The sequence below is a fragment of the Flagellimonas maritima genome, from assembly GCF_003269425.1.
Lineage (GTDB): Bacteria > Bacteroidota > Bacteroidia > Flavobacteriales > Flavobacteriaceae > Flagellimonas > Flagellimonas maritima.
This window is the reverse complement of record NZ_CP030104.1, coordinates 3,718,439-3,741,084: the sequence shown is the minus strand read 5'-3', so window position 1 is coordinate 3,741,084 and position 22,646 is coordinate 3,718,439. Positions and strand designations below refer to the sequence as shown.

Below are 22,646 nucleotides of genomic sequence, written 5' to 3'. Positions count from 1 at the left end.
AGATTTATCCAGATTGTTTATCACTTATAGACAGTTTTTTTAAAATAGCTTTAAGTATCTTATCAGGATTCTCGGCAACGGAAACTGTAATTGCATCTTTGGGAGGTTCAAGAGAATCAAATTGGGACTGTAAAAGTTTTACGGGCATAAAATGTCCCTTTCTATTTTCCAATCTCGATTTTACCAACTCAAAAGATCCTTCAAGATGGACAAAAATCAAATCAGTTCCCATATCTTGAGCCAACGTGTCCCTATATTTTTGCTTTAATGCGGAACAGGCTATGACCGCACCCATAAATTTTTGTTTTTTTGCCAAAGTATTCAATTCAACTAGCCATCCATGGCGATCTTCATCATTCAGGGCTTTACCTGTACTCATTTTTTGGATGTTTTCCTTTGGATGAAAATCATCACCGTCATAAAAATTGATTTTGAGTTTTTTGGCGAGCATTTTTCCAACAGTAGATTTTCCTGTGCCGCTTATTCCCATTACAACAAATACTTTGGACGTATTAAGCATTTGGCAATGTATTAAGTTGTTCGTTTATTTTTGAGATGATGCTTTTTGGTTTTTCATCATGATTCACCCAAAGGATATTTTTATTTTTTTTCAACCAAGTCAATTGTCTTTTTGCAAAGCGTCTGGTATTTTTTTTAATTTCCGATACGGCAAAATCCAATGTTGTTTTACCATCCAGATACTCAAAAAGTTCTTTATAGCCAACAGTTTGTAATGCATTACGGTTTTTGTGTCCATATAAACTTTCAACTTCTTTTAAAAGCCCTGCTTCCATCATTAAATCTACACGACGGTTGATTCGTTCGTAAATTGTTGTTCTATCCGCATTGATTCCAACATAAACTGAATTGAAATTCCTCTGTTCCTTTTTTTGATTCAAAAATGAAGAATAAGGCTTATTAGCGGTCATACAGACTTCCAGTGCGCGTATTACGCGATGTGGATTATCAATATCTACTTGTTTGTAATACTCGGGGTCACGTTTAAGCAACTCCTTTTGTAAACTTGGCATTCCTTCCGTTTTCAGTTTATGGGTTAGTAATTCTCTTAGTTTAGGATTTACTTCTGGAAACTCATCCAGACCATTTATTACGGCATCAACATAAAGACCACTGCCTCCTGCCATCACGACAATATCTTTTTCTTTAAAAAGTCTGCAAAGCAATTCAACGGCATTTCTTTCAAAATCCCCAACGGAATAGGATTCAATAATACTTTTTTGTTGAATAAAATGATGGGGAACGGATTGTAGTTCTTTGGCGGAAGGTACAGCGGTACCGATGTTCATTTCTTTAAAAAACTGACGGGAATCCGCCGAAATAATTTCAGTATCAAAATGCGACGCAATGGCAATGGCCAATTTCGTTTTGCCGATTGCGGTAGGACCAACCACCGCTATCAATGTTTTGGCATTCATAGCAGCTCTCCACAATTATAACAATGTTTTGCATCATCACGATGCTTTTCAGCCGTACAGCTAGGACAAGCTTGAGTGTTGGTGTGTACTACATTTGTACCTGCCTTTTCTTTTCCATGTTTTGAAAACTCGACCGTAACTATTCCCGTTGGTACCGCAATGATTCCATACCCCAAAATCATAATGACCGTGGCAAGGAACTGCCCAAAATTGGTCTCAGGTGCAATATCACCGTACCCAACGGTAGTAAGCGTAACGATTGTCCAATAGATACTTCTGGGAATGCTGGTGAACCCAGCTTCGTCACTTTCTATCAAATACATAATGGTGCCCATAATTACGGAAAGTATAAGCACTACATAAATAAAGACCGCAATTTTGGTTCTACTGGCTTTTAATGCCGATTTTAACTGGGAGGCCTCGCCCATAAATTTTACAAGCTTCAGTATTCTAAAAATCCGAAGGAGTCTAAAGGCCCTAACGGCTATCAAAACCTGCGAACCTGCTAAAATATAGGAAAGGTATAACGGAATGGTGGATATAAAATCAATAACCCCATAGAAACTGAAAATATACTTCCATGGTTTTTTAATACTAATGATACGCGCTATGTACTCCAAAGTAAAAAAACCTGTAATTATCCATTCCATCACCAAAAGGGGCCTATGGTAATTTTCATCGATTTCATCCACACTTTCGAGCATTACCAGAATCACGCTCAGTATAATAAGGACAAAAAGTAGAAGGTCAAAAATCTTGCCCATAGGGGTATCCGCTTCGTAGATAACCTCATGAAGCGTGTTCTGCCAGCCAGAATGTATTTTATATTCTTTCAAAGGGTGGGCGTTAACTCCAAAACTTTAAGCCTATTATTTTTTCTTAAATACGATTCAATTATAAAAATTGTGTTTTCATCACTGGACATCGGAGTAATTATCGATTCCAAGATATGAATATTATTTATTTGATGGTTAAGCTCTACATAACCATAGCCTTTTAAATTGCCATCTTTGATGAGTATAAAACTTTGCTCCCCAATTTCCCTGCCCTTATCCAGTAGTGCCATATTTTTATTGGTCAAGCTATATTTTTTAAGAACAGAGGTAATTCTTTCATTGTATTCTTTTGTATGTTCGGCAACCACATACTCTTTAAATTCACCATTTACTAAGGGCTCTTCCAAAACATCCAATCCCAATGATTTTGGGTGTATCTTGAATTCTTCACTAATTTTTTTGAGAAATTTTTTAGTTGATGGTACACCATTAAACCCGATTTTTAGGTTCTTTTTAAATTTTGCTTTTTCAACATCCAAAATAATTTGATCTGTTCCGTTCTTTGAAAAATTAAGCACGTGGGAGAAAAGCTTTTTGTTTGTGATGGTGTTATGCTTAGGGTTGTTTTTCCGTATTTCTTGATATTCCTTTAGAACTGCTACCAATTCGCTTCCAGTTTTTTCAAAAGTTACTTTTTTGGTTTCTTTTTGAAGCTTTCTAGCAAGTTGTCCAACGTTTGTGAAATGCTGGTTTACTCTTTTTTTAATGTTTTTTGTTTTCCCCAAAAAAATAATCTCCCCATCCTTATCGTGCATATAATAGACACCTGTTTCCGAAGGGAGATCAAAAATTATATCGAGTTGGGTAGGGGAAAGCTCCCCGTGTGCTTCTTCTCTGATTACCTCTTTTATGATGGTTTTTTCAGAATCCTTGTTCAGCAATAATTTGAAGAGCTTTAATGTAGCAATAGCATCTCCGTTGGCCCTATGTCGGTCACTCATCGGTATCCCCAAGGAGCGAACGAGCTTCCCCAAGCTGTGCGATTCTGCATCTGGAAGCAATTTTTTTGAAAGATCGACGGTGCAGAGCGTTTTTCTCTGAAAATCGTATCCCAACCTTCTAAACTCGGTTCGCAATATTCTATAATCAAACTGTGCGTTATGTGCCACGAGAACGGCTCCGTCGGTTATTTCAATAATGCGTTTTGCAACTTCATGGAATTTAGGTGCCGAGCGCAACATTTTGTTGTTGATACCTGTGAGTTTTACAACGAAGGGTTGAATTTCCCTTTCAGGATTTATAAGGCCTATAAATTTATCCACAACTTTATGTCCGTCAAATCTATGGATGGCGATTTCCATAATACCCTCCTCGTTGTATTTTCCTCCCGTGCTTTCAATATCGAGTATGGCGTACATGAAAATTCCTGAAAAATTGATTAAGAATAATTACGTGCCCCAAAGATACTACTTCCTATGCGCACCATATTACTGCCTTCTTCAATGGCAATGGTATAGTCCCCGCTCATACCCATGGACAATGTGGTTATGTTGGGCAATTTTTCTTTTAGTTCATCAAAAATTGATTTTAAATGGCTAAATTCCTTTCTCACCTGTTCTTTATTTTCGGTAAAGGTCGCCATTCCCATAAGTCCAACAATTCTAATGTTTTCCATCAAATTAAAATCTTCTGAATCGATAATGGCTTTTAATTCGGATTCATCCAAACCAAATTTGGAATCTTCTTCTGCAATATGTACTTGTAGCAAACAAGAAATGACCCTGTCACTTTTTTTTGCTTGCTTATTGATTTCTTTGAGCAAACGAAAACTATCGACACCGTGGACCAAAGAAACATATTCCGCCATATATTTCACCTTGTTCCTTTGTACGTGCCCGATCATGTGCCATTCAATATCCTTTGGAAGTTCTTCCCATTTTTGGGTCATTTCCTGAACTTTATTTTCGCCAAAAACACGTTGCCCAGCTTGGTAGGCTTCCAACAGTTCTTTGTTAGGCTTTGTTTTGGAAACGGCAACAAGGGCAACATGCCCGGGAAGGGTTTCTTTAATGGACTGAAGGTTTTTTTTAATCGACATGTAATTGTTTTTCAAAATATTAAAGCTCGTAAATTGCCATACCGCTTCGTAATTTAGGCTCAATGTAGGTACTTTTGGGCGGCATCACCAGACCTGCATCGGCAATTGCCTTTATTTCATTTATATTAATGGGAACCAAACTAAAACCGACTTCAAATTCGCCATTATCGATACTGTCTTTCATTTTGATGATGTTGTGTTTTCCATACCCGTATGAAATTCGTTTATCGTTGCGTAGATCATGAATCCCCAAAATAGGTTCCAAAATAGTTTTGTAGAGTATCTGGGTGTCCAGTTCGCTCAATGCATCTGTGAACTTATAAACTGTTTTTCTAAGATAAAGTGAGTAAAACTCTCCATCCAGATACATACTAAAATGATGTTTCTGGGTAGGCCTGTACAACCCGTCTTTCTTTTTTTCAATTCTAAAATAAGTATCCAACTTAATCAAAAACTCATTTGTGGTAAGACCGTTCAAGTCCCTGACCATCCTATTGAATTCATAAATCCTGATTTCGGATTCGGGAATCAGGTACGTCATAAAGAAATTATAGGATTCATCGCCCGTATGTAATTTGTTTTTGTCCTTCATCTTTTCGGCCAGAAGATTGGAAGATGCACTTCTGTGGTGACCATCGGCAATGTAAAGTGCGTCTAAGTCATGAAAAGCCGTTTTAAGTTTTTCAATGATATCCTTGGAAGCTATTTTCCAGAGTTTGTGATTTACTTTATCCCTAGTGGTAAAATTATACTCGGGTTCTTTTTCAGCCTCATTTTTCAAAATATTCTTGATGGATTCATCATCTGCATAAGTCATCAGCACGGGTTCCGCATTAAAACCTACCGTATCCAAGTAGTTCGCAAAAAGTTGTTCCCTTCGCTGTATGGTGTCCTCATGTTTTTTGATAACGTCTTTCTGATAATCCAAAATACTACAAGCACAGAAAAAGCCCAATGTCTTAAAATCTCGCTTGATTATTTGGTAGAGGTAAAAACATCCTTCTTCATCCTTTGTAAAGATATTGTCCTCCAAGAATTCCAAATAGCGATTGTGCACCAATTTAAATCGTTCTTCACCTGTAATGTTCTTCTCAAATTTAAATCCTGGGTTAATAATGTGCAGAAAGGAAAACGGATTATACTTGAGAACGGCCTTCAGCTCATTTTTGGAATATTCTTCATAGGACCTAGAGGCCACAAAAGAAACTTTATCTTTTGCTGGCCGAATGGCCTTAAAGGGTTCAATCCGGGCCATCTGTGTCTATTTAAATTGAGCGGATAGCTTTTCCGCTTTTCTGGATTCCGAGTAATCATAGAATCCCTCACTGGATTTGACACCAAGTTTGCCCGCCATCACCATATTAACCAAAAGAGGGCATGGTGCATATTTGGGGTTTTTAAATCCATCGTGCATGACATTTAATATGGAGAGGCAAACATCCAATCCTATAAAATCTGCCAATTGTAAAGGACCCATGGGATGTGCCATTCCCAATTTCATTACAGTATCAATTTCTTGCACGCCGGCAACTCCGTTATACAGTGTTTCGATAGCTTCATTGATCATGGGCATTAAAATTCGATTTGCTACAAATCCAGGATAATCGTTTACTTCGGTAGGGGTTTTTCCCAAATCTGTCGATAATTGCATGATTTTTTTCGTTACATCGTCAGAAGTACTGTAACCGCGTATGATTTCAACCAACTTCATAATCGGTACAGGATTCATAAAATGCATGCCGATAACTTTATCAGGTCTATTTGTAACTGCTGCAATTTGGGTTATGGAAATAGAGGAGGTGTTGGTGGCCAAAATGGTTGACCCATCACAAACCTCATCTAAATCCTTAAATATCTGAAGTTTGATGTTCAGGTTTTCTGTAGCTGCTTCGACCACCAAATCAGTGTTTGCGACGCCTTCTTTTAAATTGGTAAAGGTGGAGATATTACTGAGGGTATGCTTCTTATCCTGTTCCGTAATAGATGCTTTGGCCAACATACGGTCCAAATTTTTAGTAATTGTTGCCAAGCCTTTATTTAAAGAGGCTTGGGCTATGTCAATAAGATGGACTTGAAATCCTTTTTGTGCAAAAACATGGGCAATTCCATTACCCATAGTACCTGCACCTATAACTGCTATTTTTTTCATTTTTCTGTTTTGGGTTTATGTTGCTCTTGGTTGCTCCTTTGACAAGCTCAGGATAACTGTTGAGACAATAATGAAAATTATTTATTAAAGGAATCGATAATTTGTAACGCCACCCGTAACGCATTTGTGCCTTGTTTTAAAGTTACTACGGGTTCTGTATTGTCATTGATCGCATCTGCAAAGGTTTCCAATTCATCAAGAATGGCATTGTTGGCTTCAATATCCGGATTCTCAAAATAAATCTGTTTTTTCTCTCCTTCAGCATTCTGCAATACCATATCAAAATCACCTGGTTTATCTGGCGCATCCTTCATTTTGACAACTTCAACTTTCTTCTCCAAAAAATCTACCGAAATGTAGGCATCTCTTTGAAAGAAACGTGATTTGCGCATATTTTTTAATGAAATCCTACTAGCGGTAAGGTTGGCAACACAGCCATTTTCAAACTCGATTCTTGCATTGGCAATGTCAGGAGAATTACTGATTACAGAGACTCCGCTTGCGTTGATTTGCTTTACCTCTGAATTTACTACGCTCAAGATTGCATCAATGTCATGAATCATCAAATCCAACACCACTGGCACATCCGTACCTCTTGGATTGAATTCCGCGAGTCTGTGGGTTTCAATGAACATAGGGTTCTTAATTTGGTCCTTTACAGCTAAAAAAGCTGGATTAAATCGTTCAACGTGTCCAACCTGTCCTTTGATTTTATGTTTTTCAGCAAGCTCTAATAGTTCTTCGGCCTCTTCGAGCGTATTGGTAATGGGTTTTTCAATAAAAACATGCCTCCCTTTTTCTATGGTTTTTTTGGCACAATCAAAATGGGAAAGGGTAGGGGTCACTATATCTATTACCTCAGCTTCATCAATCAATGTGTTGATATTTTCAAAATATGTGTACCCAAATTCATCAGCTACTTTTTTTGCATTGATTTCATCGGGATCGTGAAAACCAACAAGTTCATATTTATCGGATTCATTTAATAGCCTGAGGTGAATTTTACCTAAATGTCCTGCACCAAGGACACCAACTTTGAGCATACCTTTGTTTTTGTCAAAAATAAGGATATGACACCACTCTTTCATAAAAATAAGGGGCAAGTGGTTATAAAAATGATCGAGATCTTTCTAAATTCGTGTACCAGACCAAAAACATGAAGGATACATTAAAGCACAAAGGTATGCGCAAGAAGTTGGCAGGGATTTTAGCTGTCAAGGGGATACAGGATTCCAAGGTTTTGGATGCTATTGAGACCATACCGCGGCATTTGTTCCTGGACAGTGGTTTTGAAGACCATGCGTATCAGGACAAGGCATTTCCGATTGGGGCCGATCAGACTATTTCACAACCTTATACCGTTGCTTTTCAAACAGAGTTATTAAAAATAAAACCAAATGATTCAATTTTGGAAATAGGTACCGGGAGTGGATATCAGACTGCTGTATTGCTACATTTAAGGGCGAAGGTATATACCATAGAAAGACAGCAGGAATTATTCAAGAAAACGAAATTGTTCTTTGGCAAGATGAATTACCGTCCCCGTAAAGTTGTTTTTGGGGATGGATACAAAGGGTTGCCCAAGGAAGCACCTTTTGATGGGATTATAGTTACCGCAGGGGCTCCATCGGTGCCCAAGGCCTTGTTATCTCAACTGAAAGTTGGTGGACGTCTGGTCATTCCGGTTGGTGTGGAAGAACAAACAATGACCTTATATACTAGAAAATCTGAAAAAGAATTTGAAAAACAGGAATTGGGAACCTTTAGGTTTGTGCCTTTATTGGAAAATAAGAATTAATGCTACGAATTAAAGCTCTTTTTTATTCTAGATAGGTTTTTTTTGCTGTCCCTATCTTTTATAGTTTCACGCTTATCGTAAAGTTTTTTACCCTTGGCCAAACCAATGTTTACCTTTGCCAAGCCCTTGTCATTAATAAAAAGTTTGATGGGGATGATCGTAAGTCCTGAAGTGGCAACTTCTTTGCGCAGTTTTTTCAACTCTCTTTTATTCAGGAGCAACTTTCGCTCTGCTTTGGGTTTATGATTGTAATGACCTCCGTGACTATATTCATCTACCTGCATATTGATTACAAAGAGCTCTCCTTTATCATTGAACTCGCAAAAGCTTTGGGAAAGAGAAGCCTTGCCCAAGCGAATGGACTTTATTTCGGTGCCCCCTAATACGATTCCAGCTAAATACGTATCCAAGATTTCATAGTCAAATCTGGCCCGTTTGTTTTTTATGTTGATGTTTTTTTGCATTGGGGACAAAAATAGGAACTCTAATCAAAAGAAAATTGTAATGTTATGCCAGATTTTACGATTAACTATAAAATCCAACCTAATGAGAAGAATTTTTATAGGAACTCTAATACTTATATCAGTAGCTTGCAAACAAAAATCAGAACCTGTCTTAACTGCGCAACAAATTATAGATAAATCCATTAAAATTAGCGGAGGTGAGAATTATGCTGCCCACAATATTTCTTTTTTGTTCAGGGATAGAAAGTATGTTTCTGAAACTAAGGATGGTCAAAAGATATTAAAAAGGATCACTTACCTGGATTCGGCAACAATCACAGATGTAAAAACCAATTCAGATTTTAGAAGATATGTCAATGATACGCTGATCAATCTTTCTGATTCGATTGCAAACCGGTATGCAAGTTCTGTTAATTCTGTACATTATTTTGTGCGCTTGCCATTTGGTCTAAATGACGGGGCCGTACACAAGGAACTTATAGGGGAAGAAACCATTGAAGAAAAAAAATATTATAAGATAAAGGTGACTTTTGATGAAAACAATGGCGGAGAAGATTTTGAAGATGTATATATGTACTGGTTCAATAAAGAGACATTAAAACCAGATTATTTGGCATATAATTTTCATGTAAACGGTGGGGGACAACGCTTTAGAGAGGCTTATAATGAGCGCTATATAAATGGAATACGTTTTGTGGATTATAACAATTACAAATCGGAGACCAAGGAAAATCCAATTTCAAATACGGGCAAGCAGTTTGAAAAAAATGATTTGGAACTTGTTTCCAAAATTGAAATTACAGCTATTGAAGTTATTAAAAACTAGTCCATTTTTAATCTGATATCAGTTGCTTCGCCATCGATGATTCTCACAATGAAAAGATTACTGTTGTCATTGTCATCTATCTGTTGATATTTCTCCATTCCTAAAACTTTGTTCACAAGATTGGGGGTTGTATTACTGTGTCCTACGACCAAAACACTTAAGCCTTTGTTTTTCATTTTAAACGAATCCATATCAATCGTTTTGGCATCATAATATGTGATATCGATATCTTTTTTGACCGAAGTAGGTGCAGCGGTCATTGAAGTACGTTCATAATTTGTGGAATAAATAGCATTTAGCTCAATGGGGTCGAATACCTCCGCCCAACGAATTGCACGGTTCAAGCCATCTTGATTTAGTTCAGGGTCTTTATTTTCAGGGTCTGTTCTATCCTTTTCAGCGTGCCTTATAAAATAAAATGTTGAGACTACAGGTTCTTTATCACCTTCTTTATCGGTATTACAACTAATGCATCCAAAAAGTAGACCTGTAAGAATAACCAAAAGTTTGATCGACTTTATTGTTTTCATTTCAAATGTTATTTTTTTGATTGCCCGTGTTGTGTTTAAATGTAATATATAATTTCCACTTTTAATATAATAGTCGTATTAAGCCTTTTAATTTAATCGCTATCAATCAAATATTTTGTAGGAAAAATCGCTGCAAGCATATCATTTATCAATTAGAATACTGCATTGGTAAATTGATACAGAGGAAAACAGCATTTACAATTTAAGTTTACTAAAATTTTTAAACTTTAAATTAAATATTATGAAAACTATTAAATTATTAAATATTGCAATGATTTGTATGGCAATGATCTTTATTTCTTGTTCAGGAGAGGATGGTGAAGATGGACTACAAGGTAATCAAGGTCAACCGGGAATACAGGGTGAAAAAGGTGACAAAGGTGATACAGGTCTTCAAGGTAGTCCTGGCGAAGATGGAAACGCAAATGTCGTCAATATAACTTTCGATGCAAGTGCACATACTGGAAATACTTTTCAAATGGATTCCGAGTTGATTACAGAAGCTAGTATTATAAAAGATGCATATTTATTTTATATAAAATCTGTCGGCAACTTTTATAGTGTGCCAGGGATAGGTCCTTTAGCTGCATATAGTACTAGAAGCTATATAGGTACAGGATCCGCATTTATAAACTTTAGGTCTGTAGATGGTACAGCTAATTATTCAGTTAGTGAAGGTGAAGTCGAAGAGGTAAGAATGGTTATTATTGAGGGCAATGATGTAACTCCATCTGGAAAATCCGGAAATATATTAGATCAGTTTAAAAAAGACGGAGTTGATTTAAATGATTATCATGCAGTTATGGCATATTTGAACAAATAATGCTAGAATATAAAATCCGCTTATTAAAAAGTAAAGCCAGTCTTAAAAAAAACTGGCTTTACTTTTTAATTTCTTTCTGAACTAAATGTTCCAAATAGGCGATTGTGTTCACCAAATATTTTCTATCCCTTGTCATTGTGGACATGGCGATGGCACCTTGGATCATGGTAAACAATTGTTTTGCAAATTGTAGCGGTGGCACGGGCAAATGAATTTCACCCTCATTGAGTCCATTTTCTAAAACCAACGCAATTTTACCTTCTATTTCTTTGATGGTTTCTTTTACAGCAGCAGCGAGAAGGGTATTGTTATTTTGGGCATCCACACCTACATTCAAAATCGGACATCCTCCAAGTGAGAGGGTAAAGACATCATACTGTCTGTAAAAATGTATAAGGGAGAACAATTTATTTAAAGCGCTTCCATCAACATTCAATTTTTCATCAATAACATTTAACAGGTGATTTCTGTTGTATTCAAATGCAGATAGTGCTAATGCTTCCTTGTTTTCAAAATTTCCGTAAATAGCACCTTTCGTTAGCCCAGTAGCTTCTGTAAGATCACTCATGCTGGTCCCAACGTAACCAAATTTATTAAAAATAGGAGCTACGGTCTCTATAATATAAGCGGTGGTTCTTTCAGCTTTTTTGGACATAATGATTACGGGCGGGTTTAGCTGATAGCTAAGATATAAAAAACAGATACTGTATGGTATTTTTAAAATAAAAAAAGCCCTCATTTTTAAAATGAGGGCTAAAAAGATTTTTAATTATAAATTAATTGACCAATTCGCTTTGATTTCTGAAAACAAGTTGGTTATCGAACGAATCCAAAAGCACAATGCTTTCAGCTGATATTCTACCGGACAATAGCTCTTTTGAAAGATTGTTCAGTACTTCTTTTTGAATCAATCGTTTTACAGGCCGTGCACCAAACTGTGGCTCGTAGCCTTTCTCCGCTAAGTAATTAATAGCCTCATCGGTTGCATCTAAAGTAATATGCTGCTTGGAAATTATCTTTTTTAGTTGCTCCAATTGTAATCCAACTATATCTTTAATATTGGATTTATCCAATGGTGTAAACATGATAATATCATCTATTCTGTTCAAAAATTCAGGACGGATGGTTTTTCGCAATAGTCCCATTACTTCAACACGTGCCGCGCTGGTAGCGCTGTCTACGTCCACTGCATTTTCAAACTTCTCTTGAATTATCTGACTGCCCATGTTACTGGTCATGATAATGATGGAATTCTTGAAATCTGCAACACGTCCTTTATTGTCGGTCAGTCTTCCTTCATCCAAGACCTGGAGCAGAATATTGAACGTATCGGGATGTGCTTTCTCAATTTCATCCAATAGTACTACAGAATAGGGTTTCCTTCTTACCGCCTCGGTCAATTGTCCGCCTTCATCATAGCCTACGTACCCTGGAGGAGCACCGACCAATCTGCTCACCGAGTGCCGCTCTTGATATTCGCTCATATCTATACGGGTAATAGCGTTTTCATCATCAAACAGATAAGCAGCAAGCGTTTTGGCCAATTCTGTTTTTCCGACACCTGTATTGCCTAAAAATAAGAAAGAACCTATGGGCTTTTTTGCATCTTGTAGACCCGCTCTACTTCTTCTAATTGCGTCTGAAACCGCTACAATTGCTTCTTCTTGCCCAACAACACGTTTATGCAATACATCTTCCAACTGCAATAATTTTTCACGTTCGCTCTGTAGCATTTTGGTGACAGGAATCCCTGTCCATTTTGCTACAACTTCTGCGATATCCTCATTTGTTACCTCCTCCTTGATCAAGGTTCCCGAACTTTGCTGATTCGCCAGTTCATCCTGTAATTTTTCCAGTTTTTCTTGTGATTCCTTGATTTTACCGTACCGTAGCTCGGCAACTTTTCCGTAATCTCCATTTCTTTCGGCCCGTTCTGCCTCAAGTTTAAAATCTTCTATATCCTGTTTTGTTTTCTGGATATTATCGACGACAGTTTTTTCACTTTCCCATTTGGCAAAAATCTCGTTACGCTCTTCTTTTAGATTTGCAAGCTCTAGATTGAGACTTTGAAGCTTAACTTTATCGTTCTCTCGTTTAATGGCCTCGGTCTCTATTTCCAACTGCATTATTTTTCTATCTAAAACATCCAGCTGTTCAGGTTTGGAATTGATTTCCATCCGTAATTTAGACGCAGCTTCATCCATTAGGTCAATAGCCTTATCAGGCAAAAAACGGTTTGTAATGTAGCGCTGTGAAAGTTCTACAGCCGAAATTACGGCCTCATCCTTAATACGGACTTTATGGTGTGCCTCGTATTTTTCCTTAATTCCCCTTAGAATGGAAATAGCACTTTCGGTATCTGGCTCATCGATTACAACCTTTTGAAACCTACGTTCCAAGGCCTTGTCCTTTTCAAAATACTTTTGATATTCATCCAGTGTAGTTGCACCAATGGCTCTTAGCTCACCGCGAGCCAATGCCGGCTTAAGAATGTTGGCTGCATCCATGGCTCCTTGGCCTCCGCCAGCTCCAACAAGGGTATGTATTTCATCAATAAATAGGACTATATCTCCATCTGATGAAGTCACTTCCTTTATAACGGATTTTAAACGCTCCTCAAACTCCCCCTTATACTTGGCACCTGCAATAAGTGCCCCCATATCTAATGAGTATATGTTTTTATCTTTCAGGTTTTCGGGAATATCACCTTGCACTATTCTATGCGCCAATCCTTCTGCAATGGCTGTTTTACCCACACCGGGTTCTCCAACCAGCATGGGGTTGTTCTTTGTTCTTCTTGATAAAATCTGCAATACCCTACGTATTTCTTCATCCCTACCAATTACGGGATCAAGCTTGCCACTATCCGCGAGCTGATTTAAATTTTTAGCATATTTATCTAGGGAATTGTAAGTGTCCTCGGCACTCTGTGAGGTCACTTTTCCTCCTTTTCGCAATTCTTGTATTGCTGCTGATAAATCCTTTTCAGTAACTCCCTGATCTTTTAAGATCTGGGATATTTTGCTTTTTGATTTGAATATAGCTAGCAATAAATGTTCGATAGAGACAAATTCATCCCCCTGTTTTTTTGCAAGAATACTGGCCTCGTTCAATGATTTTCCAGCATTGTTCGAAAACATAATATTCCCACCCGAAACTTTAGGGAAGCTCTCCAATTCTTTTTCAAGAATTTGGATGATAAGTGAAATATTTACATTTAGTTTTTTTAGTATAAACGGCAACACATTTTCATCCACTTCCGTGATCGCTTTGAAAAGATGCTCGTTTTCTATTTGTTGGTGTCCAAGCTCTTGAGCAAGCTGTTGAGCTTGCTGTATGGCTTCCTGCGACTTTATAGTAAAATTATTTAAGTTCATTTTTATATTTTTATCTGAATATTTCAATAACCTTACCATTGCGCAGACACAGTCAAAATGTCGGTTAAAGTCTTTAAAATTAGGACATTTCGTCAGTTTGTAAACTTTTTGTACTTCCCCGACAGAACTATTAAATTTGTACTATGGGATTATTTGAAGGTGTATTTGGAAAAAAATCAGAATCAGGGAAAGTTGAAAATAAAATTCCTTGGATATCTTTAGTTACAATGGAACAATTGGATGAAATTAAAGAAAAATCCAAATCGCGTTCCCAGCTCATTTTTAAGCATTCCACAACTTGTGGAATTAGTAGAATGGTTTTGAATATGTTTACCGGTTCCTATAATCTTGGTGAAGAAAACGACATTTATTTCTTGGATCTTCATGCTCACAGGGATGTTTCCAATGCAGTTGCATCCAAATTTAAAGTTCTGCATCAATCCCCTCAGCTTTTAATCATAAAAAACGGAGAAGTATCTTTTCATACCTCCCATGGTGCAATTGCCGATATTGACTTAACCGAATATGTATAAAAAAACCCGACTGTTTAATTTCGGGTTTATTGTTTTAATTGAATTTGTTTCGCCTAAGAATACTTTTTAACCGGGTTTTCAAGTCTTCTCCTGCATCATAAACCATTTGTTCATTGCTTGGAAACGGAACTGCACTAATCTCCAAAAGGGGGGCCAGGTCACTATCCAAGGCTCTTCTATCTCCTTTGTAATTTGCATATATATGTTCAAAGACAAATTCACTGGATAGAGGGTAGGCATTTATTTCTTGACCGCTCTTTAAATCTGTAAAGCTCACTTTAGCGCCAATTTGTGCCGTTTTAAATTGGGTAAATTGATAAAAACTACATTGAACGGTACGTAATTTATCTACTTTTATTCGATTGCCCAGACTGTCTTTTACAGCATTCCCGTTTTGGTCAAGTAAATATTCATACCCATCCCTTATTTGTTTTTCTTTGATAATCTGTTTTTCGCTCACTTGCTCGGGTGAGATATTAATTTCCCTAAAATTCAAGTTCATTGCGTAATCATAATCTATATCGGAGAGTGGGTTGGCATGATATTCTGTCCAGAAATCTTCAATTCCAAAAGTGTTGAAATCCAAAAGTTCTTCTTCGAGTCTTTCTGGAATAATTTGGTCTGTGGCGTTTCCAATATCGACCCTTACATATTCAAGACCTTTTTCATATGCTTGGTTCATTTTGATATTAGTGTCTTTGAACCCAGGATTAATTTCTTGCAGATATTTTAAATCTTCATAAGCGTTCCTAAAATCCTGCTTCTGTTTGGCTGAAACAAGGAGTTGTGAGGCATTAGAGTATAAATATTCCGAAAGCTTATTCTTTGTATTCAGTATTTCCGCATCGTAATTGGAAAAATTAAAGTTGGCAGTTCTACCTTCCTCATAAATGGATAGAGGCAATAACGGTCTTATCCGCTGTTGTATTTGTTTTAACTCTTGATATTTTTTAAAGATAATCTCTAGCTTCGCAGGGTTTCCTTCTTTCTTTAAAAAAGCAATTTGTTGTTTCTCTCGCTTTGTATTTTTTAAAAAGGCATCTTCCAATAAAACAACAAAGGGTTGATGTCCTTTTTTTGACTTGTTGTCCGCTAGATTTTTTATCGCTTTGTTGATAGCTGCTGTATAATTACCTGTGTTTAAAGCCTCTTGGGTTTTTTTTACACCACTACAGGCGATAAAAATAAATAGTATTACTATATGTACTGCTCTTTTCATGATTTTGGTTTATTGGTTTTTTAGGTGGTTTTCAATAGCCGTGCCAAAAAACCATATCTTAATAACGAAAAAGGATAAATGGTAGTATATTTTGATTTATAATCATGAATTTTGAAGTTTTTCACCTTTGTTGATTAACGTTTGATAAAATCTATTTTTAAAATGAAATTTAGGTACTAGGATTAGCTATTCTATTTGTAATTTTAGCGCTTCTAAATTTTAATGCAAATGCAACGGGACCAAGAAATTTTTGATCTTATAGAAAACGAAAGAGATAGGCAAATAGAAGGTATTGAGCTAATAGCCTCTGAAAATTTTACCAGTCCCCAAGTGATGGAGGCTGCTGGTTCGGTACTTACCAACAAATATGCAGAGGGTTACCCGGGAAAAAGATATTATGGAGGTTGTGAAATTGTTGATCAAGTAGAACAGTTGGCTATAGATAGGGCCAAGGAGCTTTTTGGTGCTGTTTATGCCAATGTACAGCCTCATTCTGGTTCACAGGCAAATGCAGCGGTTTACCACGCCTGTTTAAACCCTGGAGATACAATCTTGGGATTTGATTTATCCCATGGAGGTCATTTAACGCATGGTTCTCCGGTAAATTTCTCTGGAAGACTGTATCGTCCCGTTTTTTACGGAGTTGATGAAGAAACGGGTATCCTGAATTATGATAAGATCCAAGAAATTGCGACAAAGGAAAAACCAAAGCTTATAATTGCGGGAGCATCAGCTTATTCTAGGGATATGGACTTTGAAAGATTCCGTGTAATAGCAGATAGCGTCAATGCTATTTTGCTGGCAGATATTTCGCATCCATCCGGGTTGATTGCCAAAGGCATTTTAAACGACCCTATTCCACACTGTCATATTGTGACCACTACAACCCATAAAACTTTGCGGGGACCCAGGGGAGGTTTGATTTTGATGGGCGAGAATTTTGATAATCCATTTGGTATTAAATTGAAAAACGGAAATCTACGAAAAATGTCGGCTTTATTGGATTTGGCTGTTTTTCCTGGAAACCAGGGAGGTCCTCTGGAGCATATCATTGCTGCAAAGGCAATTGCATTTGGTGAAGCCCTTTCCGATGATTTTTTACATTACATGCTACAGGTCAAAAAAAATGCCGACGCCATGGCGAAAGCCTTTATGAAAAGAGATTATAAGGTCATATCCGGTGGAACAGATAACCACATGATGCTGATAGACCTTAGGAACAAAAATATTACGGGTAAGGATGCCGAAAAGGCATTGGAACTGGCGGCGATTACAGCGAATAAAAATATGGTTCCTTTTGATGATCAGTCCCCGTTCATAACCTCTGGTATCAGGTTTGGCACTCCTGCCATAACCACAAGGGGCTTAAAGGAATCGGATATGGAAACCATAGTAGGTTTTATAGACCAAGTGATTTTAAATCCAAATGACCAAGCTATTATTTCTCAAATAAAACTAAAGGTGAATGAACTAATGAAATCAAGACCTCTATTTAAAGGATAAAATTTCATCATTAAAATACTTCCGAGATTCTATTCTGTTATGGCATTCCAATAACTACGACATGTTATCACTTAATAGAAGAGAATCTAGACTTTTTATTTTGGCTTTTGGTTTATGAGCAGAGCGGTAACGATTTTATAGTTCAATGACTATGGCTCAAGCCAGTTCATTTTTTGAACAGTAATTCTAATCCATTAAGAAAAAGTCCTCTTCGCACATTTTTTTTGTATGCAGATTATAGACCATGGCATCATGCACTGAATCGTTTTCAAAATAGAGTCCCCAATAATCAAAATAGTTTCTCTCTTGTCTAAGCAGATTTAAAGAATCGTATTCAAATACTGGAACAAATATCTCATAAGGCATGTCTGTTAGACCTTTGGTAAAATACACAAAGTGTTTACTTATGGCAGATAGGATTCTTTGCAATTTTTCAGGTATACTGTAATCGTGTATTCTGGTTGTTACAATAGAGGTGTCTTTAAAATGCACGGAAAGTTCTGCTATATCAATGGTATCATTGTTTAGAGTGCTCAGTTTTTGAAAAGCAGCATCAAAAGATGATGTGGATCTTGAGTCACTGTCTTTTTGGGCAAGTCCCCCCCAATTTCCAATATTGAAGTTATATAGGCTTTCGGTCAAACCAAAATTACAGTAGATATTCAGGATTAAATCAGTTTTCTCACTATCAATATGATAGTTGCATTGAAATTTTACTTCAGCAAAAAAATCTTTTTCCAAGACTTTTATAAAATCATCCAATCCATCAACGGCGACATAGGTCTTTTTATCCTCTGGCGAAGAATTTGGGGTTATCTTTCTCTGGAATGGCATAGTCAGTGTTTTTCAGCTTTGATCTTTATCAAAGTTAAAACGAATCTTTTTTTTTAGATTGAAGGAAAACCTTAAAAATTCTGGGAGTTTTCTGCTATTTGTACGAATTTCAAAGTAAAACTTGAAGAAAATAACCCAATTTTATGAAAATACTATAGTAATTGAATTTGAAAACTTAAATGAAACCTCGATTTTTTGCAGCTAGAATCAATGCTAAGTCATTTTCATTTTCGGTACCAAACAATGATTTTAAATGGCGTTTTCTGTTCTCAATGGAAGATGGGGAAAGCCTGATATGATTCTCCAAATCCTTATTTTTGGTACCAATGGACAGATGATATAAAATCTTCTTGTCTTTTTCGTCCAAGCTGATATCGTTGGTCATTTTCTTTCTTATGGCAGAAAGGGCTTTAGATGAATAATAAGGAGGATTTAAAGTGATGGTTTTTACGGCATCTTCCAAAGTTTTGGGGTCTATATCCGTTTTTACCAAGTAACCATCCGGGTCAACGGATTTTAAAATACTGTTGATTCTGTAGTTGTCACTGAAAGAGGACATAAACGCAATCTTAGTCTCTGGTACCAGCCTACGTGCCAAAACGCCAAGGTCTTCTCCTGTATGCGGCTGATCTTCATTGGGTGGGAATAGCTGTACGTCCAAAAAGAGGATATCATATTTAAATGAATTGACGGATTCTTCAATGAGCTTTCTGCCCATATCATACGTATTGGCCGTATCAACAATAATACTATACCCATCAAATACAATGCGCTCCAAGATAAATTTATATCCAAGCATTGTCATTTCATGATCATCAATAGCTAAAATTCGAAGTGTTTTCATAATAATTTCATTAAAATTTAGGTTTGCCAGACCTTCATCATTTTGCTATGCTCCGAAATGTTTGTTGAATCATCAACATTTATATAAGTATTTGGGAAAGTTACCGTTATGGTCGTACCTTTTCCTTTTTTGCTCTCGATATCTAATTTTCCTTTTACTTTTTTGACTCTTGAAACTACATTTTTTAAACCTATTCCATGTTTGCCCCGGTTAATATCGAATCCCGTTCCATCATCAGATATGGTCAGTTTCAGCAAATCTTCCTCCAATTTAAAATCGATTGTAATGTTTTTACACTTTGCATGTTTAATGGAATTTTGTAGGGATTCTTGAACTATCCTGTAAGCATTGATTTTTATATCACCTTTTAAATCGTCCCAATCTACATTATCATCATATGTAAAAGAACATAAAATCCCAGTCGATGCGTTTATTGTATTGATCAATTCTTCAAGAGATACAATAAAGTTATAAAATTTTTGATAAGAAGCATCACTTAGTTCATGTGAAATGGTGCGTATCTCTTCTTCCAGTTCTCGAAGTTTTTCAATGAGTTCTGCCCTTTGCGCTATGGAAGCTTCGTCCTCTTTGTCGTTTAAACCGCTCAATATTAATCGAATTCCCAACATCTGGCCTAAAATACCATCATGCAGTTCCTCGGATATTCGTTTTTGCTCCAGTTGCTTGCCCTCTTCGAATTTTCCTTGTTGCGAAAGCATGAGATTATAGATTTCCTGATTGCTTTCCTGTTGCTTTTGCTGAAACTTGAGCTTGTTGTTGTTAATGCGCTGTATGATTATGGTAAAAATAGCAACTCCTAAAATCAAGAGACCAAAGACCACCCCGATCCAAATTTCTTTTTCGCGGGAGAGTACTTCGTTTCGCTGGATGACTTCGTCCGTTTCCAATCTTACCCGAGCAAATTTGTCCCTGATTGCGCGCTCCTCTTCCTTTACTTTTTCGTTTAGGTCATAATATTCGTTGGAATAAGCTACTGCATTTTCACTGTCCAGCTTTGTCAAAACCCGTAAAATTTTTAAATGCCTATCATTGTTCAAGGTGTTTTTGGCTAGCATCCTGGACTCTTTTGCATATTGTTGGGCGCTTGTGGTATCTCCTTTGGCGGCTAAAAGTTCTGCGTAATATTGTTTTGCCCTGGCTTGGTCTGAAGAAAATCCGATGCTGTCATTAATTATAAAGGCTTCTGAAAGTAGTTCTCCTACCTTATCAAGATTTTTATCGTTCTTAAGAATTACATTAGCTTGACTAACAAGTACTTTTGAATATAACTTTGGATTTAATGTCCTTAAATTTTGATCATTGATTAGTCCATCGTAAGCTTTTTTAGCTTTTATAAACTCTCCATTTCTTGAATATATATTTGCAATGTTATTTTTATTTTGTAGTGAGTTTTTTTTAGCAAATAAACCTTCAAGTTTTTTCAGATTGTCTGATGCTTTTTCATAATATTCAAGGGATTTACTATAATTATTCATACCACTTGCGACAATGCCCAACATATTATAACAGTTATAGATTCTTCTAGAATCTTCTAATTCTAAAAAAATTTTTAGTGCAGACGTAATACTTGTTTCAGCCCCTAAGTAATCTTTAAAGGAATCTTGTATTTGGCCCATACTATATAACATTCTTCCTTTTCTAGAGCTGGATGTAGAGTCTGTAGGTAGTATATCAAAACTTTTGTAAGCAGATCTATAATGAAAATAAGCACTGTCCAGTATTCCGTAGGATTTATAAAAAGAGGCCAAATCCCAATGTGAATTTCCAAGTGTGGCATACATCTTTTTATCATTGGACAATTCCAGTAGATTTTGATTGATTTCCCTAAATTTGAGCGAATCTCGAAGCATTTTATATGTCAACGATACATCGGAAAGAAATTTTAAACGTAATGTGTCATTGGGAATGTCATTAATTTTTTTTTCGACATTTTCTAGGATATTCTTCTTTCTTTGAATTGATATCTCAACACTATCGCGTACTGTTTGAATTGATTTTTCGATACTTAAAGTTTTTGAATCGACCTCAACTTTGTCAGATGAAGTCGAATCAATGCAACTGGATAGGAGCAGTAATAAGATAGTTTGGATTATCCTCTTCAGTTTCATATAAAATCTGGAATTTTATCTCCGCTATTATACAAGGTACTAAAAAAGCCCTAAACTCAATAAGTTTAGGGCTTTGTCAGTGTTATATTATTAAATAAATGTTGTACGCCTATTTCAGAAGTTTAATTTCCTCTATCGTCATCATTTGAATCATCGCCATCTACTGGTTGTGGACTTCCATCAGCGCTAACATCCAATGTCTCAAACAAACTTTCAGTCTCTTGCACATCATTTTCGGCTTCACATGAGAACATTCCAATTGTCATTAGTGCGATTGCGAAAATACTTAGTGTCTTCTTCATAATTTTTAGTTTTTAAGGTTTAGAAATTTTGATTATACAGCTAAGATATTTTGGCAGGGCGTGTTTGAACCTAAAACCGTTATTGTTTTAGTATTCGTAGCAGTTCTATTAGAATTTTAAGTAAATCTGTAAGAATTTCCCTAGTTAGGGCTCTGTATGGCAGTTTTGGAGAGCATTTGCTTTAAATAATCTATCTTACTCTTATAGGTTTTTGAGAACGGAATCTCTTCTTTTATTTCATTGCGCAACGTACAAATAGATTTGCCGTAATTGATTCGCGATACATACCTGCTATTCAAAATATAGCTCTGGTGAATCCGTATAAAGGATTTGGGAAGTCGCTCTTCAAAAGACTTTAACGTTTTAAATGCACTTACAGTACTTCCGTCCCTCATAAAAAAATCGGTTGTGTTGTTATCCGACTTAAGATACAGGATTTCATTAGTGTCCAAATAGCGATAATCATTATAAGACTTTAAACAAATGGTAGAGGGCATATTTTGTTTCGGATACTTCTTTTTGAGCCGCAGAATGGTCTTGCGAATATCAAATTCGTTATGTGGTAAAATCCAATAGTCAAAAAATCCGCTCTTTATGGCATTGTAAGCATATTTTTTAGAAGTAGAAAAGCCAATAATTATTGGAAGGGACTTTAGATATTGATTTAATTCCGTCACCATGTGAAAGTATGACATACCTTCATCATCATTAAGGTTTATAAGAACAACATCCGGTGTAAACTTTAAAACAGTATTCAGTCCTTCTTGGGAATTTTGCCCTGTTCCCATACAAACGAAGTCTCCATATTCTTGTAAATAGAGTTGGAGCTGTAGCTTGGACGAAGCGTTAGAATCGATTATGGTGTAGGTATATTCCATATGTAAAATACTGATTGCAAGTTACTAACGCTAAAAAAAAACTCATTGCTGTTTTCCCTTAAAAAAACTATGGGTTTTCCACAAAATCAACACTTTTTTTGATTTTATGTGCTTTTTTCTTCTTTAC

At 36.4% G+C, this 22,646-nt stretch carries 23 protein-coding genes; 5 read left to right on the top strand and 18 right to left on the bottom strand.

What is annotated here, in order from left to right:
- Window positions 1-4: 4 nt before the first annotated feature.
- The 8 genes from HME9304_RS16655 to HME9304_RS16620 form a co-directional block, all read right to left on the bottom strand.
- A complete protein-coding gene (locus HME9304_RS16655; RefSeq protein WP_239023335.1) occupies window positions 5-520 on the bottom strand; it encodes a gluconokinase in 516 nt (171 codons plus the stop codon).
- A complete protein-coding gene (gene miaA, locus HME9304_RS16650) occupies window positions 513-1,436 on the bottom strand; it encodes a tRNA (adenosine(37)-N6)-dimethylallyltransferase MiaA (protein WP_112379646.1) in 924 nt (307 codons plus the stop codon). Before miaA ends, HME9304_RS16655 begins: the two co-directional genes overlap by 8 nt.
- On the bottom strand, window positions 1,433-2,272 hold the full coding sequence (locus HME9304_RS16645) for an ion transporter (protein WP_112379645.1): 840 nt from the start codon (window positions 2,270-2,272) through the stop codon (window positions 1,433-1,435). The genes miaA and HME9304_RS16645 overlap by 4 nt, the downstream gene beginning before the upstream one ends.
- Window positions 2,269-3,630, bottom strand: coding sequence for an exonuclease domain-containing protein (locus tag HME9304_RS16640; RefSeq protein ID WP_112379644.1), 1,362 nt, complete (start codon window positions 3,628-3,630; stop codon window positions 2,269-2,271). The genes HME9304_RS16645 and HME9304_RS16640 overlap by 4 nt, the downstream gene beginning before the upstream one ends.
- 20 nt (window positions 3,631-3,650) lie before the next feature.
- Complete coding sequence (locus HME9304_RS16635; protein ID WP_112379643.1) at window positions 3,651-4,310, bottom strand: YggS family pyridoxal phosphate-dependent enzyme; 660 nt, start codon at window positions 4,308-4,310, stop codon at window positions 3,651-3,653.
- 19 nt (window positions 4,311-4,329) lie between these two features.
- Window positions 4,330-5,565, bottom strand: a complete 1,236-nt coding sequence (locus HME9304_RS16630; protein WP_112379642.1) for a DUF1015 domain-containing protein — start codon at window positions 5,563-5,565, stop codon at window positions 4,330-4,332.
- 6 nt (window positions 5,566-5,571) lie between these two features.
- Complete coding sequence (locus HME9304_RS16625) at window positions 5,572-6,459, bottom strand: 3-hydroxyacyl-CoA dehydrogenase family protein (RefSeq protein ID WP_112379641.1); 888 nt, start codon at window positions 6,457-6,459, stop codon at window positions 5,572-5,574.
- 77 nt (window positions 6,460-6,536) lie between these two features.
- Window positions 6,537-7,502 carry a Gfo/Idh/MocA family protein gene (locus tag HME9304_RS16620; protein ID WP_112379888.1) on the bottom strand — a complete coding sequence of 322 codons (966 nt, stop codon included), beginning with the start codon at window positions 7,500-7,502 and terminating at the stop codon, window positions 6,537-6,539.
- Between the two features lie 113 nt (window positions 7,503-7,615).
- Here HME9304_RS16620 and HME9304_RS16615 point away from each other — a divergent pair, with 113 nt between their 5' ends.
- Window positions 7,616-8,257 (top strand): protein-L-isoaspartate(D-aspartate) O-methyltransferase, encoded by a 642-nt coding sequence (locus tag HME9304_RS16615; RefSeq protein ID WP_112379640.1) that lies wholly within the window; start codon window positions 7,616-7,618, stop codon window positions 8,255-8,257.
- A 2-nt stretch (window positions 8,258-8,259) separates the two neighbouring features.
- Here the strand turns inward: HME9304_RS16615 and smpB are convergent, their stop codons facing one another.
- On the bottom strand, window positions 8,260-8,721 hold the full coding sequence (gene smpB, locus HME9304_RS16610; protein WP_112379639.1) for an SsrA-binding protein SmpB: 462 nt from the start codon (window positions 8,719-8,721) through the stop codon (window positions 8,260-8,262).
- 82 nt (window positions 8,722-8,803) lie between these two features.
- Between smpB and HME9304_RS16605 the strand changes: the two genes are divergently transcribed.
- Entirely contained in the window at window positions 8,804-9,547 is a 744-nt protein-coding gene (locus tag HME9304_RS16605; protein WP_112379887.1) for a DUF6503 family protein, read from the top strand.
- Here HME9304_RS16605 and HME9304_RS16600 read toward each other — a convergent pair.
- Entirely contained in the window at window positions 9,544-10,077 is a 534-nt protein-coding gene (locus HME9304_RS16600) for a histidine phosphatase family protein (protein ID WP_164674865.1), read from the bottom strand. The two genes, HME9304_RS16605 and HME9304_RS16600, sit on opposite strands and share 4 nt — an antisense overlap.
- Window positions 10,078-10,318: 241 nt before the next feature.
- On the opposite strand from HME9304_RS16600, the gene HME9304_RS16595 reads away from it, so the two are divergent.
- Window positions 10,319-10,900, top strand: coding sequence for a collagen-like triple helix repeat-containing protein (locus HME9304_RS16595; RefSeq protein WP_112379638.1), 582 nt, complete (start codon window positions 10,319-10,321; stop codon window positions 10,898-10,900).
- Between the two features lie 58 nt (window positions 10,901-10,958).
- Here the strand turns inward: HME9304_RS16595 and HME9304_RS16590 are convergent, their stop codons facing one another.
- Window positions 10,959-11,555: a TetR/AcrR family transcriptional regulator gene (locus tag HME9304_RS16590; protein ID WP_112379885.1), complete on the bottom strand. Its 597-nt coding sequence runs from the start codon at window positions 11,553-11,555 to the stop codon at window positions 10,959-10,961.
- Window positions 11,556-11,676: 121 nt separating this feature from the next.
- Window positions 11,677-14,277, bottom strand: a complete 2,601-nt coding sequence (gene clpB, locus HME9304_RS16585) for an ATP-dependent chaperone ClpB (RefSeq protein ID WP_112379884.1) — start codon at window positions 14,275-14,277, stop codon at window positions 11,677-11,679.
- A 143-nt stretch (window positions 14,278-14,420) separates the two neighbouring features.
- Between clpB and ytxJ the strand changes: the two genes are divergently transcribed.
- Entirely contained in the window at window positions 14,421-14,810 is a 390-nt protein-coding gene (gene ytxJ / locus HME9304_RS16580; RefSeq protein WP_112379637.1) for a bacillithiol system redox-active protein YtxJ, read from the top strand.
- Window positions 14,811-14,844: 34 nt separating this feature from the next.
- Here ytxJ and HME9304_RS16575 read toward each other — a convergent pair whose 3' ends face one another.
- Complete coding sequence (locus HME9304_RS16575; RefSeq protein WP_112379636.1) at window positions 14,845-16,029, bottom strand: hypothetical protein; 1,185 nt, start codon at window positions 16,027-16,029, stop codon at window positions 14,845-14,847.
- Between the two features lie 228 nt (window positions 16,030-16,257).
- On the opposite strand from HME9304_RS16575, the gene glyA reads away from it, so the two are divergent.
- Window positions 16,258-17,532 (top strand): serine hydroxymethyltransferase, encoded by a 1,275-nt coding sequence (gene glyA / locus HME9304_RS16570; RefSeq protein WP_112379883.1) that lies wholly within the window; start codon window positions 16,258-16,260, stop codon window positions 17,530-17,532.
- A 186-nt stretch (window positions 17,533-17,718) separates the two neighbouring features.
- Here the strand turns inward: glyA and HME9304_RS16565 are convergent, their stop codons facing one another.
- From HME9304_RS16565 to HME9304_RS16550, 5 genes are all read right to left on the bottom strand, one after another.
- Window positions 17,719-18,366 (bottom strand): hypothetical protein, encoded by a 648-nt coding sequence (locus HME9304_RS16565; RefSeq protein ID WP_112379635.1) that lies wholly within the window; start codon window positions 18,364-18,366, stop codon window positions 17,719-17,721.
- Between the two features lie 175 nt (window positions 18,367-18,541).
- Window positions 18,542-19,210 carry a response regulator gene (locus tag HME9304_RS16560; RefSeq protein WP_112379634.1) on the bottom strand — a complete coding sequence of 223 codons (669 nt, stop codon included), beginning with the start codon at window positions 19,208-19,210 and terminating at the stop codon, window positions 18,542-18,544.
- Window positions 19,211-19,227: 17 nt separating this feature from the next.
- Window positions 19,228-21,339 (bottom strand): tetratricopeptide repeat-containing sensor histidine kinase, encoded by a 2,112-nt coding sequence (locus HME9304_RS16555; protein ID WP_112379633.1) that lies wholly within the window; start codon window positions 21,337-21,339, stop codon window positions 19,228-19,230.
- A gap of 122 nt (window positions 21,340-21,461) precedes the next feature.
- Entirely contained in the window at window positions 21,462-21,641 is a 180-nt protein-coding gene (locus HME9304_RS16840) for a hypothetical protein (protein ID WP_123877564.1), read from the bottom strand.
- Window positions 21,642-21,781: 140 nt separating this feature from the next.
- Entirely contained in the window at window positions 21,782-22,519 is a 738-nt protein-coding gene (locus HME9304_RS16550) for a LytR/AlgR family response regulator transcription factor (RefSeq protein ID WP_112379632.1), read from the bottom strand.
- Window positions 22,520-22,646: the final 127 nt, after the last annotated feature.